Source organism: Ruegeria sp. H9 (assembly GCF_056532915.1).
The window spans coordinates 72,692-91,280 of record NZ_JBQFNX010000002.1; the positions used below are offsets into that span (position 1 = coordinate 72,692).

Sequence of the window (18,589 nt, forward strand, 5' to 3'; positions counted from 1 at the left end):
GATGTCAGAGGCTTTGATCGATCTCGTGGACCATGTGCAGGTGCACACCTATTCCATATTCGTCGCCCAATACGGGCACGCGCGTTCCAATTTCGACGTTAAATCCAATATGCTCATAAAAACTGACGGCTTCATTGTTGGCGGCTACGTCAAGGCATATCTGATTGCACTCGCCCGCCAAAGCTCGTTTTGTTGCTACTACAAAGAGTTGGCCGGCAATACCAGTGCCCTGCATATCTGGACTCACGGCGAATTCGAGAATGTAGTAGGAGTTTTGACGCGGGGCAGGAAATAACCGATCCATCCAATGCAAGACAGATTTTAGATGAAGCGCTTCATCTTCGCCAAGAGCATTAGCCTGATTATCCACGGAAAAATCGAAGTTCGCAGAATACTCTTCGTCTGTATGCCCAATAAGGAGACCCGCAACCTTGTCGTGTTGCATGGCCGTAAAGGCATGTTTGTATGAATACAAACCCTGTTGCGCACGCCATTCCGTCCCGATGATCTTGTGCAAGACATCCATTTTACCAAACATGTAGCCGTTTAGTTTTGGATCTGTGCTCCAAAGAAGATCGGCGAGAGTCTCGGGCGGAACAGATTTAGAAGCCGATTGTAATATCGCAGTCAAAAGTCACTCCTGATTCTAGCATCCAGAAAATATGACTTGCGATCCAAACATACCCCCTGCTTACCGTTTAAACAAAACGCCCTGTGATTTCTGGTCCCGATGATCTCCCCGCAGGTCTGCGTGCAACGCGCGGCCTGCTATAACCGCAGGACGAGCGCTCATCATGTCCAGCCAACGGGTGAAATGCGGTTTGTCCTCAAGCACCTGTTGCTGGCCTTCCCATAGGCTGGCCCAGCCCCAGATCGACATGTCGGCGATGGAGTAGAAATCGCCGGCGACGTATTCGTTTTCGGCCAGCCTGCGGTCGAGCACGCCGTAGAGACGCCCGACCTCACTGCGATAGCGGTCTTTCGGATAGGGATGGTCTTGTGGCGGGTCCAAGTGTGGAGCGTATTTAAGGAAGTGATGCGCTTGGCCGGCCATCGGGCCTACGCCGCCCATTTGCCACATCAGCCATTCCTCGACTGCGATCCTGTCACGTTCGGATTTGCCGTAGAACCGCCCGGTCTTGCGGGCGAGGTACATCAGGATCGCGCCGCTTTCGAACACCGAAACAGGCGCGCCGTCAGGGCCGTCCGGGTCGACGATGGCGGGCATGCGGTTATTGGGCGAGATCTTTAGAAACTCGTGATCGAACTGGTCGCCCTTGCCGATGTTGATTAAGTGGGTTTTGTAGGGCAGCTCCATCTCTTCCAGCGCGATGGACACTTTCCAGCCGTTGGGCGTGGGCCAGAAATAGAGATCAATCATGGGGCCTCCTTGAGTTTGAGCGATCATGAAGCTTTCTGCACAAACGGCAAGAGCGCGCGTGGCTGTGTTACGAAAGCGTGACCGGTAATCAGTCGGGCTTGACGTGTTCCGGGGCGGGGCGTAAACGCATCTTCATTCATGTGGCGATTTGTTACCGGATTGCGGGCCACGTTAAACAACACCGCTAAAAGGTCAGGATGAAAGACCCCTTTCGCTTGGCCGCGTCTGGGGTTTTTTGTTTGCCTCCAATGCGGGGCTGAAAGGAATGAGATGAGCGAGAGCTGGAACAAACGCACCCAAGCCGTCCATGGCGGCGTCCGTCGCAGTCAGTACAATGAGGTTTCTGAGTCGATCTTTCTGACGCAAGGGTTTGTCTACGAAAACGCCGAGCAGGCCGAGGCCCGGTTTATCGAAAGCGGCCCGGATGAGTTCATCTATGCCCGCTACGGCAACCCCACCGTGTCGATGTTCGAGCAGCGTATCGCAGCTTTGGAAGGCGGCGAGGATGCGTTTGCCACCGCTTCAGGTATGGCCGCTGTGAACGGTGCGCTGACTTCGATGCTGCAGGCGGGCGACCATGTGGTTTCAGCCAAGGCGCTTTTTGGGTCCTGTCTGTATATCCTCGAAAACATCCTGACGCGCTATGGCGTTGAGGTGACCTTTGTAGACGGCACCGATCTGGACGCGTGGGAGGCCGCGATCCGGCCTGACACCAAGGCAGTGTTTTTTGAATCTATGTCGAACCCGACGCTTGAAGTGATCGACATCACGTCCGTGTCTAAGCTGGCCCATGCGGTGGGTGCGGTTGTAATCGTGGACAACGTGTTCTCGACACCCGTGTTCTCGCGCGCGATCGAACAGGGAGCCGACGTGGTGGTCTATTCGGCGACCAAGCATATCGACGGGCAGGGCCGGGCGCTGGGCGGCGTGATCATCGGCACCAAGGAATTCATCCGTGGCTCGGTCGAGCCTTACATGAAGCACACCGGCGGTGCGCTTAGCCCGTTCAGCGCTTGGATCATGGTCAAAGGTCTTGAAACCATGGCCCTGCGTGTGAATGCGCAAGCTGACAGCGCACAGAAGATTGCAGAAGCTTTAGAAGGGCATTCTGCACTGGAGCGGACGCTGTATCCCGGGCTGAGAACCCATGCGCAAAACGCGTTGGTGCAAGAGCAGCTGGGCGGCAAGGGCGGCACGGTTCTATCGCTGGACATCAAGGGCGGCAAAGCGGCGGCGTTTGCTTTCCTGAATGCGCTGACGATCCCTGTGATCTCGAATAATTTAGGCGATGCCAAGTCGATCGCAACGCACCCGGCCACCACAACGCACCAGCGTCTGAGTGACGAACAACGCGATGAGTTGGGTATCACGCCGGGCCTGATCCGCCTTTCGGTTGGGCTTGAGGATGCCGATGATCTGCTCGCGGATATCGAACGCGCTTTGGCCGCCTCGCAGAGCTAGGACAGCGCCTATGACCCATGATCAGGCGGGTGTGATCCGCCTGATCGGGCGCTTTTGGTTGAAAAGTGACGGTTTTTTCCATCTAATTTCGATCCGGGATGATAGTTGGCGCGTATCGTTCCGGACTGGTAATTAAACCTCGGTGGTATATAACCGTCGGCCTAGCAAGGGATCCGTGCCAATGAACATTCATCCGCGCGACATCAACGAGACACCCGATCACGATCAGGCCGCAGCAGCGCTTAAGGTGCTGCGCGAATGGGCGAAATCAGCCTCGGCGGCCGAGATCAGTCAACTGGACCCGGCCATTGCGCAGCTTGTCCCGGGGCTGTTGCCGTCAAACTATCCAGCCCTGTCGCGCGAATATCCCCAAGGGTTCGAGGCGGATGCAGCCTACAAGGCCACATTGCCGGATCTGCAAAACGGTCCGTCCAGCCTGATCCGGGGTTCGAAGCAGCAGATCCAGCATGTCGGCATCTCGAATTTCCGTCTGCCGATCCGGTTCCATCGCAAAAGCGGTGCCGAGCTGACACTTGAGACCTCGGTCACCGGGTCTGTCAGCCTTGAGGCCGAGAAGAAGGGCATCAACATGTCTCGGATCATGCGGTCCTTCTACAAGCACGCCGAGCGCACCTTTAGTTTTGAGGTGATGGAGGCAGCGCTGAACGACTATCTGACTGATCTGGATAGTTTGGATGCGCGCATACAGATGCGGTTTTCCTATCCCGATCGGATTGAGAGCCTGCGTTCGGGCTTGTCCGGATACCAGTATTACGACATCGCGCTGGAACTGGTTGATCAAGGCGGAGAACGTCTGAAGATTATGCATCTGGACTATGTCTATTCGTCCACATGCCCTTGTTCATTGGAACTTAGCGAACACGCGCGCGCAACCCGCGGGCAGTTGGCGACGCCGCATTCCCAGCGCTCGGTGGCGCGGATTTCGGTGGTTATCGATTGCAACGCCGATTGTCTGTGGTTCGAAGATCTGATCGCGCTGTGCCGCCGCGCGGTGCCGACCGAAACTCAGGTGATGGTCAAGCGCGAAGATGAACAGGCCTTTGCCGAACTGAACGCGGCCAATCCCATATTCGTGGAAGATGCCGCGCGTCTGTTCTGCGCCGAGCTGCAGGCCGATCATCATGTCTGCGATTTCCGTGTGATCGCCAGCCATCAGGAAAGCCTGCACAGCCATGATGCGGTCTCGCTTCTGACCGAAGGTCCAACCTTCGAATCCGCGAGCCTGGACCCGCGTTTGTTCACGACGCTGTTTCATGTGGGCTGATTGACCCCGCGGAAGCTGCTGGAAAAACAGTCAAAAATCCTGCATGGGCGCTTTTTTGCCGCAATGCAGCAGGAAATGCTGCATCTGCACCCTGAATTGCGCTAGATTGTCCCCGAGTGCAGCTGCTGCGCATCCGTAAAAACCGGGTCGCGCAGCCCGAAAGGAAACCGGGACGTGCAACGCCTTGGACCGCCAACCTGCAAATCCGCCCGGACGATTGGGGCGGGCGGGGTCCTTTACTCATCTACCCGCTGCCTCGGTTTTATCAGGAGAGACATGCAATGAATCCGATTACTCAACCGCTTGAGTTTCAGGCAGCCGCCATCCGGATGGCCGGTTACGCAATGGCCAGTCAGATGGAGATCATGCAGATCATGACCCGCGCGGCTTTTGATCTGCCGATGACACCTCTGCACGGACTGAAGACAGCCGAGGCACCCGCACCGGTTGCCCGCAAAGCGGCGACCCCAGCAACGCGAAAGCCAGCAAGACCGGTTGCAAAAGCCAAGATTGCAGCAAAGCCTAAAGCCGCGCCGAAACCCAAAGCAGCACCAAAGCCGAAGGCGGCGGCTAAGCCTGCGGCGGAACCAGCGCCGAAAACGGCGGCTCCTAAGGTTGCGGCCGCTGCACCCAAGGCGGCCCCGGACGCCAAAACGGCTGTGAAAGCAGCACCGGCGAAGGCCAACGTATCTGCGAAACCCACCTCGAAAGCGGCCAAGCCAGTATCAACGGCGGCCAAGCCGGTTGCGGAGTTCAAATCTTCAGCACAAGCCAAGGCGCAACCGGCAGCCGCAGCGCCGAAAGCATCAGCAAACACGGCAAAAGCGGCGCCCAAGGCACCTGCGGTAGCTAAGCCCGCCCCGGCCAAGCCCGCCCCGGCCAAGCCCGCCCCGGCCAAGCCCGCCCCGGCAAAAGCTGCGCCTCAGGCCAAAGCGGCTCCGAAACCTGCCGCTGCAAAACCTGCGACGAAGAAACCCGCAGCTGCGTCGGCTGAACAGGCCAAACCGGCACCGCGTCGTGCACGCGCCCCGTCGAAGCCACCCGCGATGCCGGGCGTTGAGATAAAATCCGACAGTTAACACGGATCATCTGCTTGACACCGTCGGGCTGGCGCGCCAACGCTGCCCGTCATGATGGATCTTCGCCCGGTCGGATATGTGATTGGCCTGCTGGTCGCCATTCTTGGGGCGACCATGCTGCTGCCCATGCTTGTCGACATGATCGAGGGGCGGGGCGAGTGGCATGTTTTCTTTGAAAGCGCGGTCATAACACTGCTGACCGGCAGTGTTCTTGCGATGAGTTGTTCCAACGGAGTGGGCGAAGGTCTGACCATCCGTCAGACCTTTTTGCTGACTTCGGGTGTCTGGGTGGCGTTGCCGGTTTTTGGCGCAATTCCGTTTCTGTTCGGCGAAACTGAACTGCGTTTCGTCGATGCCTATTTCGAGGCGATGTCGGGGCTGACCACCACAGGTTCAACCGTGATCTCGGGGCTAGACGAACTGCCACAGGGCTTGTTGCTCTGGCGGGGCGTTTTGCAATGGTTGGGGGGTATCGGAATCATCGTCGTGGCGATGGTGTTCCTACCCGAGCTGCGCGTTGGTGGGATGCAGATCTTCCGCTCGGAAGGGTTTGAAACCATGGGAAAAATTCTGCCTCGTGCGCAAGAGATCGCCGGGCAGATTTCCTTGATCTACGTATTTCTGACGGTGGTCTGCGCATTGGTCTATGCCGGTTTCGGCATGAGCTTTTTTGACGCCGTCGTACATGCCATGACCACAATCGCGACGGGCGGGTTTTCAAACTATGACAGCTCTTTCGCCCGGTTTTCGGGACCTCTGGAATATGCCGCTGCCATCTTCATGATCCTCGCGGCGCTGCCATTCGTGCGGTATGTGCAATTGGCCAATGGTCACACAAGCTCGTTGTGGAAAGACAGCCAGATTCGGGCGTTTCTGGCAACCATCGTGGTTCTGGTTGTGATTATGTCGATCTTCCTGACTTCGGTCTTTCCGCACCATTGGGAGCAGGCATTCCGCGAGTCGCTGTTCAACATCACATCGATCATTTCGGGCACAGGGTACGCGAGTGTCGACTATATGGGCTGGGGCAGTTTTCCGGTCATGTTGTTCTTCCTGATCGGATTGATTGGCGGTTGCGCGGGGTCCACCGCGTGTTCGATCAAGGTGTTCCGCTATCAATTGCTGTTTGCGTCGATTAAAACCCAGCTCAGCCGAATTCGTTCGCCGCATGGTGTGTTCGTGCCGCGCTATGATGGACGACCGATCAGTCGCGACGTGCTGACCTCGGTCATGAGTTTCTTCATGTTCTTTGCACTATCGATGGGGGTTCTGTCGTGGGCGCTGGCCCTGACTGGGTTGGACTTTATCACCTCGGTATCGGGGGCCGCGACGGCACTGGCTAATGTTGGGCCGGGACTGGGGGAACAGATCGGGCCAGCAGGCAACTTTGCGGGGCTGAATGACGGTGCCAAGTGGCTGCTGACGATCGGGATGCTGGTCGGACGCCTTGAACTGCTAGCTGTCTACGCAATCTTTACCGTTCAATTCTGGAGAGGCTAATGAAACGACCCCTTGGGGCGCAGATCTCGCACATGCTTAAGGATCGTGGCGTTGACGTGATCTTTGGCATACCGGGCGTGCATAATCAGGAGATGTATCGCGGTATCGAAGAGGCCGGGATCACGCATGTTCTGGCCCGACACGAGCAGGGGGCCGGTTTCATGGCCGATGGATTTGCCCGCGCGTCTGGCAAGCCGGGGGTGGCCTATGTGATCACCGGACCGGGCCTGTGCAACATCATGACGCCGATGGGGCAGGCTTATTCGGATTCGGTGCCGATGCTGGTGTTGTCTTCTTGTCTCGAAGAGACACAAGCACTGCGTGGCCAATTGCATCAGATGAAGGATCAACGCGCTGCGGCCGAGACAGTTACAGACTGGTCCTGTCAGGCGAACGATGCCAAGGCTGCCTATGGTCTGATCGAGCGCGCCTTCGAAGAGTTTGAGCTGTCGCGCCCGCGACCGAAACACATTCAGGTACCCATCGCGCAATTGGAGGCCGAGGCAGCGCCTGCACCTTTTCCAAACCAGCCTGCCTTGCGCAACCAGACTGTTCCACCGGATGTGGCACCGGTTCTGTCGCTGCTGAATATCGCGCAGCGGCCGTTGTTCATATTAGGCGGCGGGTGCCGGTCTAACCTTTGGCGACAGATCCTGACCCAGTTGGGGGCGGCGTGCTTCACGACGTATGCCGGTCGCGGGCTGGCCGGGTCCGATTATCCGCTGGATTTCGGATCGATGCTGCCACGACCGGGCAGCGCTAAAGTAATTGCCTCGGCTGATCTTGTCGTTGTTGTCGGTGCTGAATTGGGCGAGGTTGATCTGTGGCGCCATGATCTGGGCCACAACGCAACTATGGTGCGTGTTGATCTGGACCCGCAAGTGCTGTCAGACCACCATCGTGCGGCTGTCAAACTGCAGGCAGATGGTGAGAGTTTTGCGCATGCGCTGTGGGCAGTGTCCGATCAGGTAAAACCATCCGCTGGTTGGTCTGCGGACGAGGTGCGCGAGGCGCGCGCGCGCTGGCGGGCCGAGGTAGATGCCGAGCGCCCGGGCATTGTCCCCGTGGTCGATGCACTCAGGGCGGCCATGCCCTTGGATACGATGATTTATTCGGACATGACCCAATTCGCGTATGTCGCGAAAGAAGTCTGGGACATGGGCTTTCCTTATCATTGGCACCACCCGACTGGATTTGGCACGCTGGGTTACGCCCTGCCAGCCGGGATCGGTGGTGCAGTAGCACGGCGGGGCAAACCCACAGCGGTCATCGCGGGTGACTATGGTTTTCACTACACAATGCAAGAGCTTGGGGTTGCTGTCGAACTCGGCCTGCCGCTACCCATCATTCTGTGGGACAATGGTAAACTCAAAGAGATTGAAGAGAGCATGGTGCGCGGACAGATCGCGCCCAATGCGGTGATCGCGCGAAACCCGGATTTCTGCAAACTGGCCGAGGCGTTCGGGGCGCTGTCAGCTGCACCGAAGACGCTGGATGAGATGCAGGCCGCAGTGCGCGCCGCCTTTCAGGCCGAGGTTCCCACATTAATACGGGTCACACCGGATATCCTGTAAACCTATGAAAAAAGGCGTGCACCTTCGTGCAGCGCCTTTTCCCTGAACCTGATTGTTCAGTCCCAGCAGTGCACCAGAACGGTCATTCCGTTGGCTCTGCGGCTCAGTTCGTTGGGTGAAATCTGGGCTGAGCCTTGCGCGGGCTGACCTGAGATGCCCGCCTTGGTCAGAACTTCGGTCAGACGTGCCACATTCGCCGCAAGGCTGACCGAGTCGGGCAGGGTACGCCCATCGGAAGGGGCAGGTAGCAACATGCCAACAACGCTGCCGCTATCGTCAAAAACAGGTCCTCCCGCGTCGCCGGGCTGGGCGGACAGTGCAAGGCGTTTGACGCCATCTTCTCCATTCAGGCCGCGGATATCAGCGATTTCGCCAAAGGTCAGAGTAGGGGCACCCAATGCGCCTTCGTAAGAAAAGCCCGAAACAGCGACCTGAGACTGAATACGCGGAACGCCCGCGCGGAACTCGGCAACACTGATCGGGGCTAGGGTCTTGCTAGGACGCAGCACAGCGACACCAAGGTCGGCATCCTGCCAAGCCAGCTGAACCTCTTGGTCACCGTCCAGCGTGATGCGGGTGCAGCTTTCAGCGGCCTCGGTGACCGTCAGAACCGTACCATCAGCGTCGGCGAAGAAGCCCGATCGCGATAGCCGCGGTTTGCGGATTTGCAGTCCTGACATCAAATCGATGCGCTGGTCAGCATCCGCTCCGGCACCGGCATCCAGTACGGCATCGGTCGTGGCAAAGCTTGCGCGCATCGCGGCCAAAACTCGGGCGCGGCGAGCCTCATCCCCGGCAGGCCAGACCAGCGTGAAACCTTTGATCTTGCCGTCTTTCAGAGCTGCTTGCGTGAACGAGGTCATGCCATTTCCGCGCCCTTCAATCGTGAAGCTGTTGCCGCGCAGGCTGCGCTCACCGTCCAGAGGAACGATTTCAAGCGACTGCATCACTTGATAGAGCGCCCGTAGGGTTGCGGCAGAGCCTTCCTGCGAGATCAGCAGCGCCTTGGCGTCCAGATCAGAAGTGGGGTTGAAATGGGCAAAGGGTGCCTCGTAACGTTCGAAGCCCAAGACGCCCATTGGCATATCCAGTTCGATCCCGGCTTGCGGGTCGGAATAGCGTGCCATCCCGACGCTGATCAGTGGAGCGTTGTAGTCATCCATCAGGGTTTTGCGCTGCAGCGTGGTCAGAACGCCAGTCGCGTCGAACCCGTTGGAACGTTGCCAATCGCCCATCGAGCGGCGGGTGCCCTGACCAAAGGCTCCGTCAATTGTTGAATTGTAGAACCCGGCTGCCTGCAACGCGGTTTGCAAGTCTCTGCGCTCTTGCGCGGTCAAAAGGCGTTCGCCCTGCAGAGCCTGCGAACGGGTTTCATCTGCGTCCTGCAGGGTAAGACCGGCCAAGGGCTGCTCTGGTTGCGGCTCGGGCTGGATCCGGGCGGTGACGACGCCGCGGTTCAGGATGTTGGCACCGATGGGCCAGAACTGTTGCCCCAGCGCGCTGGAGAAGGCGATGAAACTGTCTGATGGGATCTGACGCTCGGCCCTGTAAACGCGCAGCACCTGTTCGGCGTCGTCGCGTAAATAGGGCCCGATAACAATGGCATACCAGCCGGAATTCAGCCGAAACCCGTTCACATCGGGCAGCGCGTTCGCATAGACCTGCGCCCGTTCCTGCGCCTCGCGCAGCGACGGCTGCGCCTCGATCTGAACAAAGACGCCCGCATCTTGCTGGGCAAAAGCGGCGCGCAGGCCGAAGAAGATAAAGAATGTAATAACCGTAAATACGCGTGTCATTGTCTGCCCGTGTTCTGCAGTGTTTTCACTTTGGCGCAGATTACGCGGAATCGCGGTCCGATTGCCATGCCCGGAATACGGGGAATTCTGTGTGTGGCCGCTCAGCGACAGAGTGGCCGATTGGCCCGTTGACGCCCTTGGATGCCTTGCATAGGAAGGGCCGAACTTACCGGAACCGGGCGCCCCGCGCGTCCAAGGGAAATGTCATGACCGAACCCAAAAGCGCACCGCGTTCATTTCAAGAGATTATCCTAAGGCTTCAGTCCTATTGGGCGTCGAAAGGTTGTGCGATCCTACAGCCCTATGACATGGAGGTCGGCGCAGGTACGTTCCATCCAGCAACCACGTTGCGCGCTTTGGGGGCCAAGGCTTGGTCAGCGGCCTACGTTCAGCCCTCGCGTCGCCCGACAGACGGACGTTATGGCGAAAACCCGAACCGGTTGCAGCATTACTATCAATACCAGGTGCTGATCAAACCCAGCCCGCCGGATCTGCAAGAGCTGTATCTGGGCAGCCTTGAGGCCATCGGCATCGAAATGGATCTGCACGACATCCGCTTTGTCGAGGATGACTGGGAAAGCCCCACTCTGGGTGCGTGGGGTCTGGGATGGGAGGTCTGGTGTGACGGCATGGAAGTCAGCCAGTTCACCTATTTCCAGCAGGTCGGCGGCCATGACTGTGCGCCGGTTTCGGGTGAGCTGACCTATGGTCTGGAACGTCTGGCCATGTATGTGCTGGGCATTGATCATGTGATGGATATGCCGTTCAACGATCCGCAATCACCCAGCCCGCTGACCTATGGCGACATCTTCAAGCAGACCGAAGAGGAATACGCCCGCTGGAACTTCGATATTGCCAATACCGAGGTCCTGCTGCGTCATTTCGAAGAGGCTGAAACCGAATGCGCGACCATTCTGGCGCAGGAACATGACGACCCGAAGACGGGCAAGCGCATCATCATGGCGCATCCCGCATATGATCAGTGCATCAAGGCCAGCCACATCTTCAACTTGCTGGACGCCCGCGGGGTGATTTCGGTTACCGAAAGACAGGCCTATATCGGCCGCGTTCGCGCATTGGCCAAGCAATGCGCCGATGCGTTCGTGCAGACCGAGGCTGCCGGGTTCGAAGCTTGATGCAGCGCCTAGGCCAGTCCGGGCAACAACGCCTTCAGGCCGTCTGCGATCATGCTGATTGCGATAGCCGCAAGGATCATGCCCATGAAGCGGCTCATTATCACTCGGGCATTGTCCGACAGCCGCTTAGCCAACGCCGATGCGTTCCAGAACGTAATCAAAAGCAAGGCCACCACGAACAGAAATACACCTGCATAGACAACGGCTTCGACCGGGGTTTTGATGTGGTGCGCATAAAGGATCAGTGTTGTGATTGTTCCGGGGCCGACCAGAATGGGAAAAGCCAAGGGATAGAACGCAACGGTCTCGGGCGCGGGATAGGATTTCTTTTCTCCGTCGGTTCCATGATGCGAGCTGCTCTCGTTCCCGTTCAGCATGTTCAGGCCGATCATCAGTACAACAAGGCCACCGGCGACGCGCAGGTCATCGACGCTGATGCCAAAGAGCCCAAGCGCTTGACTGCCGATCGCAGCGAAGGCGCCACCGAGGATCGTGCAATAAAGCGCAGTCTTCACAGCCACTTTGCGTTGATCCGAAATGGGCAGGTCTTGCGTAACACTCAGGAACACAGGCAAGTTGGTAATCGGATTCATGATTGCAAAAAGCGCGCCAAAGAATCCGACGGCAAGAGTGGTTTCCATGCGAGTAGCCTCGTTTCTGACCGTACTGCTTGGGAACCTGTCTTATTTTCTATGAACTTGAAAGAGGTGGCGTAAACGATGACTGGAAAATTGGTTGCGCTAATCCTTTTGATTTCTGGCGTTCTGGCCGGTGCTGGGATGTATTACCTGCAGGTTTATGGGTTCTATTATGAGGTAGAACCGCGCCCGGGCCAGGATGTGGTCCTGCTGGCGCAAGGGGCGGAAGCGCCCGAAGCCATCGCCTATACTGGGTTTAAGGCCATTGACGCCGACAGTTCTCCGATCCGGTATCGGGCCTGTTTCGAAACCGAGTTAAGGCCGGATCAGATGGTGGATTTTACCCCTGTCGAGAACCCCGAGCCATTGACCGCGCCAGGGTGGTTTGACTGCTACGACGCAGTTGCGCTGGCCGACGTATTGAAATCGGGTCAAGCACAGGCTTTCTTGGGCACCAAGAACATCCATTACGGTGTCGACCGGATCGTTGCCATTACACAGGATGGCAAAGGCTACGTCTGGCATGCGCTGAACAATTGCGGTGAAAAAGCCTATGACGGCACGGTTGTGGGCGAGGAGTGCCCACCCAGGCCCGAGGGCTGATGCAGATGGGGATGGTCGTTGAGATACCGGAGTTCCTGACAGCAACGCTGGGCTTTGCGGTCTATCTGCTGGGGGCAGAGATCAACGCCCGTGTCACACAATTGCGCAGCTTCAACATCCCCGAGCCGGTAACTGGGGGCCTTCTGGCCTCGCTCGTGGTATTGGCGCTGTATCTTGGTTTCGGCATTGAGCTATCCTTTGGCTTGACCGCGCGAGATTTCCTATTGGTTCTGTTCTTTGCCGGAATTGGTCTAAATGCCCGTCTGTCCGATTTGATCGCGGGCGGCAAGCCTCTGCTTTTGCTTCTGATTTTGACGCTTCTGACCATCATTGCGCAAAACGTGATCGGCGCTGCGGGGGCCGCGATGTTCGGTTATCCGGCGCAAGCCGGGGTGCTGTTCGGGTCTGCTGCGCTGATCGGGGGGCACGGAACCGCGATCGCCTGGGCCCCCGAAGTTGCGGGCGCCACCGGTTTGAGTGGCGCAACCGAGTTGGGGGTGGCCGTGGCCACATTGGGTCTCGTGCTGGCCGCTCTGGTCGGGGGGCCGATTGCGCGGCTGCTGATCGAGGGGCGCAATCTCAGCCCCGAACGCCCCGGGGAAGAGCATACGGTGGGTTTGCCCAATGAGGTCGACCAGAAATCCGAGATTGATCATCTGACAATCATGCGGGTGCTGCTGTATCTCAACCTCGCGATCATTTCAGGCGCGATCCTGAGCGAAGCAATCAGCGCCGCAGGGCTGAAACTGCCGTTGTTTGTGCCCTGCCTTATCATGGGGATCGTGATTGCCAATCTCCGCGCCATGTTCGCGCCGAATGCCAAGCCGGTCTCACGCACGCCCTCGCTGGCGCTGATCTCGGAATTCGCGCTTGGTGCATTTCTGGCGATGTCGCTGATGAGCCTTCAACTGTGGACCATCGCCGAACTGGGCCTTGCGATTGCGGTGATCATGACCGCCCAGACCCTGTTTGCCGTGGTGTTCGTGATCTGGGTTCTGTTTCCGTTGATGGGATCGAATTACCGCGCCGCCGTTCTGGCCGCCGGGTTCGGGGGGTTCGCTCTGGGTGCTACCCCCACAGCTATCGCAAATATGACCGCCGTAACCAAGCGATATGGCCCGTCGCCTATTGCCTTTATCGTACTGCCCCTTGTATCCGCATTCTTTGTGGACATCGCCAATGCCATCGTCATTCAGACGATTGTCAATTTCTAAGGACCGAAAATGCCCGACCTGCTGATCGAACTGTTTTCCGAGGAAATCCCCGCGCGCATGCAGACCCGCGCCGGTGAAGACCTGAAAAAGCGGATCACCGATGGTCTGGTCGAAGGCGGTCTGACCTATGGCTCTGCCGCTGCACTGACGACGCCGCGTCGCCTGACGCTGGCGGTTGAAGGCCTGCTGGCGGAAAGCCCGACAATCCGCGAAGAACGCAAAGGCCCAAAGGTCGGCGCGCCTGACAAAGCCATCGAAGGCTTTCTACGCGGCGCGGGACTGACCCGAGACCAGTTGGAAGAACGCGACACGCCCAAAGGCGCAGTGTATTTCGCCACCATTGAAAAGGCGGGTCGTCCAGCAGCTGAAATCATCGCCGAGGTCTTAGAAGCTACCATTCGAAACTTCCCCTGGCCCAAATCCATGCGCTGGGGGGCTGGATCGATGCGGTGGGTACGGCCCTTGCACTCGATCCTGTGCATCCTGACCGATGAAGCAGGTGCGCAGGTCGTGCCGCTTGCGATCGAAGGGATCACGTCCGGTGATACGACTGAGGGCCATCGTTTCATGGCCCCGAACCGGTTTACGGTGACCTCGTTCGAGGATTATGCCGTCAAGCTGAAACGCGCATTCGTGGTGCTGTCGCCCGAAGAGCGCGCCGAACATATCTGGAACGATGCCCAGAACATGGCCTTCGCCGCCGGTCTGGAAGTGGTCGACGACAAGGGTCTTCTGGCCGAGGTTGCCGGTCTGGTTGAATGGCCCGTTGTGCTGATGGGGCAGATCGACGAGGAGTTTCTTGAGCTGCCGCCCGAGGTACTGCAGACCTCGATGAAAGAGCATCAGAAGTTCTTTTCTGTGAAGAACCCCAAGACGGGGCGGATCGAGCGCTTCATTACCGTCGCCAATCGCGAGACCGCCGATAACGGCGCAACCATTCTGGCGGGGAACCAGAAGGTTTTGTCGGCCCGTCTGGCCGATGCGAAATTCTTCTGGGAGAACGACCTGCGCGTTGCCAAGTCGGACATCGCCCAATGGACCCGCGCGTTGGAGAATGTGACCTTCCAAAACAAGCTGGGCACGCAGGCGGAACGCATCGACCGCATTGCCGCGCTGGCCCGAGAACTGGCCCCGGTGGTCGGGGCGGATGCGGATCAGGCCGAGAAAGCCGCGCGTTTGGCCAAGGCTGATCTGAACTCCGAAATGATCTATGAATTCCCTGAACTTCAAGGGCTTATGGGGCGATATTACATCGATGCGGCGGGCGAAGACGCTGCCGTGGCTGCTGTGGCTCAGGAGCATTACTCGCCGTTGGGGCCGTCGGATGATGTTCCGACCGCACCGTTGTCTGTGACAGTGGCGCTAGCCGACAAGCTGGACACGCTGACCGGGTTCTGGGCGATAGATGAGAAACCCACGGGTTCGAAAGATCCGTTTGCTTTGCGTCGTGCGGCGTTAGGGGTAATTCGACTAATCGTGAATAATGATCTGCGTCTTCGGTTGGACCGTTTTTTCGATAGTCAACTGGTTCGATCAGAACGCGCTATCAATGAGGCTTTGCCCGAAGCGAATGTCCGCGATCTCCTGGAAGAAATCGCAAAACATGGTGTCTTTGGTGCTTCATTCCAGACTGTCAAAGTAAAGCTTGAAGGATCGGCCGCAGCAGCATTTCTTGAGCTTGAGAAAAAGGTTCCTGACGCGTCTGACGATCTTCTTTCTTTCTTCCACGACCGCCTCAAAGTCTTCCTCCGAGACGAAGGCATCCGCCATGATGTCATCGACGCTTGTATCGCGATGGAGGGGAATGACGACCTCAACCTGCTGGTCAAACGCGCCCGCGCTCTGAATGCGGTGATTGCGACCGAGGATGGAGAGAACCTCGTGCATGGGTTCAAGCGTGCGAACAACATCCTGTCTCAGGCGGAAGAGAAGGATGGAGTCGAATACTCTTACGGCGCGGATGTGAAGTTTGCTGAAACTGACAGCGAAAAGGCACTGTTTGCAGCGCTTGACGCGGCAGAGGCCAAGATCGATCCCGCGCTGAAGGCCGAGGATTTCCCGACAGCGATGGCGGCAATGGCCGAACTGCGCGGGCCGGTGGATGCGTTCTTTGAGGACGTGCAGGTCAATACCGATAATGACATTCTGCGCCGCAACCGTCTGAACCTGCTGAGCCAGATCCGTAAGGTCTGCTCTAGCGTTGCTGATCTGACGCGTATCGAGGGATAACGCCCTTGCGCCAAGGGCGCAGGGGCTTATGCTGCGGTGAAACCAAAAGGTGCCGCAGTGCAGAATAATCCGCATACCACGCTTATCACTCCAAAAGCACCCGTTGCCGCCAATACCCATGGTGGCCGGGCAAAGTGCCTGCAACGACTGGTCCGGCTGGACATGCCGGTGCCGCGGACCGTGGCCCTTTCTTTTGACGCGGTGCAGCGAATTGCCCAGGGCGACATTCCGGACATCGCGGCCATTCTGGAACAGTTCGACGCCGAGTCATTGCTGTGTGTACGGCCCAGTTCGGAAGATCCTGACTGGGGTGGACCGGGGGCGGTGCTGAATATCGGCATGAACGATGCCCGATATCTGGATCGGTCTGCGGAAATGGGGGCGGATGCGGCGGCGGCGCTATATCTGCGGTTTGTGCAGAGCTATGCGCTCCATATTGCGCGTCTGGACCCGGATGTGTTCGATACCATCGATGCGGATGGGCGCGAAGGGCTGAGCTTGTCCCTGCGGGCGTATGAAGATGAAACCGACGAGGCCTTCCCGCAAGATCGAGGAGAGCAACTGATTGGTGTTCTGCGCTCGATGGCGCGTGCCTGGGATGGCACGTCGGCCCGGCTGCTGCGGCAGGCCAAGGGCGCACCTGCGGATGCCGGTTTGGGGCTGGTGATTCAAGAGATGATCCCGGGCGTCGGACAGGGGGAATGCGGTTCAGGCGTGTTGCAACTGATTGACCCCGCGACAGGTATGCCCCAAATCACGGGCCGCTATCTGAGCCAAAGCCAGGGGCGCGATGCTCTGGGCGAAGGTGTCGCTGCGTTATATCTGGAAAAGGACGAGCGTGGCCAATCGCTGGAGGATGTGGCGCCCGAGGCTTTTGCCGATCTCAAGGCCCACGCAGCGTTAATGCGCGAGAAGCTGCGCGAAGAGATGCAGGTCGAATTCGTGGTGCAGAACGGCAAGGTGCATATTCTGGACGGCGTGCGGGTTCCGCGCGGGTCGCGGGCCGGGATGCGGATCGCGGTGCGCTTGGCCGAAGACGGGATCATTCCGCCGCAAGAGGCCGTGATGCGGATCGACCCGCATTCGCTGAATGAACTTCTGCACCGGCAGGTCCATCCTGAGGCCGAGCGTGATGTGCTGACCACAGCCATCGCGGCCAGCCCCGGTGCAGCGACCGGTCGAATTGTCTTTACGGCTGCCGAAGCGCAGGCCAGCGCCGCGCGGGGGGAGCCCTGTATTCTTGTGCGCCGTGAAACCTCGCCCGAAGATGTGCGCGGAATGCATGCCGCAGTAGCTGTTTTGACCGAAAAGGGCGGGATCACCAGCCATGCGGCGGTGATTGGCCGAGGTCTGGGTCTGCCGTGTATCGTCGGCGCGTCCGAGATGCGATTCCAGACCAAGAAAAAGCTGCTAAGCGCACCAGATGGGCGAGTGTTCAAGACAGGCGATATTCTGACCATCGATGGGACTTCTGGTCAGGTTCTGGCCGGACAACCCGAGATGCTTGAAGCGGCGCTGGATGATTGCTTTCAGACACTGATGAGCTGGGCCGATGCCGAGCGGGACATCGCCATCCGCGCCAACGCCGATACACCCGCTGACGCGCAAACTGCGCGAAACTTCAAAGCAGAAGGGATCGGGTTGTGCCGAACGGAACACATGTTCTTCGATCCTGGCCGCCTGACCGTTATGCGCGAAATGATCTTTGCGCAGACCCCGTCTGGACGTGCCGCTGTGCTGGAACGGTTGCTGCCGATGCAACGGCAGGATTTTGTGCAGTTGTTCCGGATTATGGAGGGGCAGCCGGTCTGCATCCGCCTGTTCGATCCGCCCTTGCACGAGTTTCTGCCCACTACGCGCACTGGTCAGCGCGAGCTGGCTGAGGCGCTGGATTTGCCGATCTCGGATGTCGAACGTCGGGTCGAGGCGATGAGCGAGTACAATCCGATGCTGGGATTGCGCGGGGTTCGTCTGGGTGTCACCGTGCCGGAAATCTACGACATGCAGGCGCGCGCGATCTTCGAGGCGACGGTTGAGGCCAGTAAAGAAGGTGCCCCTGTCGTGCCCGAGGTCATGATCCCGCTGGTCTCGGCCAAGCGCGAGGTTGAACTGGTCAAAACACGCATCGATACTGTTGCGGCCGAGGTTGCCTCGGAGCAGGGGCAGGAGTTCGACTATCGATTGGGAGTGATGGTGGAAACGCCTCGGGCCTGTCTGCGCGCGAATGAGATTGCGCCACATTCCGCTTTCCTGAGCTTTGGAACAAACGACCTGACCCAGATGACCTACGGATTGTCGCGCGATGACGCGGGGCGGTTCATGTCGGCATATGTCCGCCAAGGCGTGTTTGGCGAAGATCCATTTCACGTTCTGGATGCAGATGGGGTAGGTGAATTGCTGAAGCTGGGGGCCGAGCGCGGGCGTCAAGCCCAACCAGACGTTACGCTTTCTGTCTGTGGCGAACATGGTGGTAACCCCGAATCAATCGCAATCTGCCGGTCACTTGGATTCGACTATGTGTCCTGTTCCCCTTTCCGGGTTCCTGTCGCTCGGCTGTCTGCCGCTCAACTGGCGATTTCGTCCAAACTTGGGGGTTGACTAACTGTCTCCTACCTAGAAATAGTGGCGTAAGAAACGTTCCGCTGTCGATAATAATTGGCGGCGTGAGCGGTTTTTCTCTTGCATTTTTTTCA

General features: G+C 58.3%; 14 protein-coding genes and 1 riboswitch. Of the genes, 10 read left to right on the top strand and 4 right to left on the bottom strand.

Annotation, left to right across the window (positions count from 1 at the left end):
- Positions 1 to 4: 4 nt before the first annotated feature.
- On the bottom strand, positions 5 to 631 hold the full coding sequence (locus tag ACR0CZ_RS08950; protein ID WP_170393528.1) for a GNAT family N-acetyltransferase: 627 nt from the start codon (positions 629 to 631) through the stop codon (positions 5 to 7).
- A 60-nt stretch (positions 632 to 691) separates the two neighbouring features.
- Positions 692 to 1,381, bottom strand: coding sequence for a glutathione S-transferase N-terminal domain-containing protein (locus ACR0CZ_RS08955; protein WP_170393525.1), 690 nt, complete (start codon positions 1,379 to 1,381; stop codon positions 692 to 694).
- Between the two features lie 130 nt (positions 1,382 to 1,511).
- A riboswitch (SAM riboswitch) is annotated at positions 1,512 to 1,589 on the top strand.
- A 62-nt stretch (positions 1,590 to 1,651) separates the two neighbouring features.
- On the opposite strand from ACR0CZ_RS08955, the gene metZ reads away from it, so the two are divergent.
- The 5 genes from metZ to ACR0CZ_RS08980 all read left to right on the top strand — a co-directional run bounded on the left by metZ (position 1,652) and on the right by ACR0CZ_RS08980 (position 8,280).
- The gene (gene metZ, locus ACR0CZ_RS08960) at positions 1,652 to 2,842 is read left to right on the top strand and encodes an O-succinylhomoserine sulfhydrylase (protein ID WP_480536966.1); all 1,191 of its coding nucleotides are present in this window, start codon (positions 1,652 to 1,654) and stop codon (positions 2,840 to 2,842) included.
- Positions 2,843 to 3,023: 181 nt separating this feature from the next.
- Entirely contained in the window at positions 3,024 to 4,127 is a 1,104-nt protein-coding gene (gene folE2 / locus ACR0CZ_RS08965) for a GTP cyclohydrolase FolE2 (protein ID WP_170393521.1), read from the top strand.
- Positions 4,128 to 4,408: 281 nt separating this feature from the next.
- Positions 4,409 to 5,206: a hypothetical protein gene (locus tag ACR0CZ_RS08970; RefSeq protein WP_480536965.1), complete on the top strand. Its 798-nt coding sequence runs from the start codon at positions 4,409 to 4,411 to the stop codon at positions 5,204 to 5,206.
- A gap of 51 nt (positions 5,207 to 5,257) precedes the next feature.
- Positions 5,258 to 6,706 (top strand): TrkH family potassium uptake protein, encoded by a 1,449-nt coding sequence (locus tag ACR0CZ_RS08975; RefSeq protein ID WP_170393516.1) that lies wholly within the window; start codon positions 5,258 to 5,260, stop codon positions 6,704 to 6,706.
- A complete protein-coding gene (locus ACR0CZ_RS08980) occupies positions 6,706 to 8,280 on the top strand; it encodes a thiamine pyrophosphate-binding protein (protein ID WP_170393514.1) in 1,575 nt (524 codons plus the stop codon). Before ACR0CZ_RS08975 ends, ACR0CZ_RS08980 begins: the two co-directional genes overlap by 1 nt.
- Positions 8,281 to 8,336: 56 nt before the next feature.
- Here ACR0CZ_RS08980 and ACR0CZ_RS08985 read toward each other — a convergent pair whose 3' ends face one another.
- Positions 8,337 to 10,076, bottom strand: coding sequence for a serine protease (locus ACR0CZ_RS08985; RefSeq protein WP_170393512.1), 1,740 nt, complete (start codon positions 10,074 to 10,076; stop codon positions 8,337 to 8,339).
- A gap of 206 nt (positions 10,077 to 10,282) precedes the next feature.
- Here ACR0CZ_RS08985 and ACR0CZ_RS08990 point away from each other — a divergent pair, with 206 nt between their 5' ends.
- Positions 10,283 to 11,212, top strand: coding sequence for a glycine--tRNA ligase subunit alpha (locus ACR0CZ_RS08990; RefSeq protein ID WP_170465489.1), 930 nt, complete (start codon positions 10,283 to 10,285; stop codon positions 11,210 to 11,212).
- Between the two features lie 8 nt (positions 11,213 to 11,220).
- On the opposite strand, the gene ACR0CZ_RS08995 is transcribed toward ACR0CZ_RS08990, so the two are convergent.
- The gene (locus ACR0CZ_RS08995; RefSeq protein WP_170404988.1) at positions 11,221 to 11,853 is read right to left on the bottom strand and encodes a MarC family protein; all 633 of its coding nucleotides are present in this window, start codon (positions 11,851 to 11,853) and stop codon (positions 11,221 to 11,223) included.
- Between the two features lie 78 nt (positions 11,854 to 11,931).
- Between ACR0CZ_RS08995 and ACR0CZ_RS09000 the strand changes: the two genes are divergently transcribed.
- Genes ACR0CZ_RS09000 through ACR0CZ_RS09015 form a run of 4 tightly spaced genes read left to right on the top strand, consistent with a single transcriptional unit; the run spans position 11,932 to position 18,494 of the window.
- On the top strand, positions 11,932 to 12,453 hold the full coding sequence (locus ACR0CZ_RS09000; protein WP_170465487.1) for a DUF6446 family protein: 522 nt from the start codon (positions 11,932 to 11,934) through the stop codon (positions 12,451 to 12,453).
- 5 nt (positions 12,454 to 12,458) lie between these two features.
- Complete coding sequence (gene gltS / locus ACR0CZ_RS09005) at positions 12,459 to 13,667, top strand: sodium/glutamate symporter (RefSeq protein WP_170465527.1); 1,209 nt, start codon at positions 12,459 to 12,461, stop codon at positions 13,665 to 13,667.
- Positions 13,668 to 13,676: 9 nt separating this feature from the next.
- The gene (glyS, locus tag ACR0CZ_RS09010) at positions 13,677 to 15,896 is read left to right on the top strand and encodes a glycine--tRNA ligase subunit beta (protein WP_170465485.1); all 2,220 of its coding nucleotides are present in this window, start codon (positions 13,677 to 13,679) and stop codon (positions 15,894 to 15,896) included.
- A gap of 36 nt (positions 15,897 to 15,932) precedes the next feature.
- Entirely contained in the window at positions 15,933 to 18,494 is a 2,562-nt protein-coding gene (locus ACR0CZ_RS09015) for a pyruvate, phosphate dikinase (protein ID WP_170393505.1), read from the top strand.
- The last annotated feature ends 95 nt before the right edge of the window (positions 18,495 to 18,589 follow it).

Excerpts from the sequence above, each read along its gene's own strand:
- ACR0CZ_RS08955 (WP_170393525.1), bottom strand. The coding sequence starts at position 1,381 with ATGATTGATCTCTATTTCTGGCCCACGCCCAACGGCTGGAAAGTGTCC.
- metZ (WP_480536966.1), top strand. The coding sequence starts at position 1,652 with ATGAGCGAGAGCTGGAACAAACGCACCCAAGCCGTCCATGGCGGCGTC.
- folE2 (WP_170393521.1), top strand. The coding sequence starts at position 3,024 with ATGAACATTCATCCGCGCGACATCAACGAGACACCCGATCACGATCAG.
- ACR0CZ_RS08970 (WP_480536965.1), top strand. The coding sequence starts at position 4,409 with ATGAATCCGATTACTCAACCGCTTGAGTTTCAGGCAGCCGCCATCCGG.
- ACR0CZ_RS08975 (WP_170393516.1), top strand. The coding sequence starts at position 5,258 with ATGATGGATCTTCGCCCGGTCGGATATGTGATTGGCCTGCTGGTCGCC.
- ACR0CZ_RS08980 (WP_170393514.1), top strand. The coding sequence starts at position 6,706 with ATGAAACGACCCCTTGGGGCGCAGATCTCGCACATGCTTAAGGATCGT.
- ACR0CZ_RS08985 (WP_170393512.1), bottom strand. The coding sequence starts at position 10,076 with ATGACACGCGTATTTACGGTTATTACATTCTTTATCTTCTTCGGCCTG.
- ACR0CZ_RS08990 (WP_170465489.1), top strand. The coding sequence starts at position 10,283 with ATGACCGAACCCAAAAGCGCACCGCGTTCATTTCAAGAGATTATCCTA.
- ACR0CZ_RS08995 (WP_170404988.1), bottom strand. The coding sequence starts at position 11,853 with ATGGAAACCACTCTTGCCGTCGGATTCTTTGGCGCGCTTTTTGCAATC.
- ACR0CZ_RS09000 (WP_170465487.1), top strand. The coding sequence starts at position 11,932 with ATGACTGGAAAATTGGTTGCGCTAATCCTTTTGATTTCTGGCGTTCTG.
- gltS (WP_170465527.1), top strand. The coding sequence starts at position 12,459 with ATGGGGATGGTCGTTGAGATACCGGAGTTCCTGACAGCAACGCTGGGC.
- glyS (WP_170465485.1), top strand. The coding sequence starts at position 13,677 with ATGCCCGACCTGCTGATCGAACTGTTTTCCGAGGAAATCCCCGCGCGC.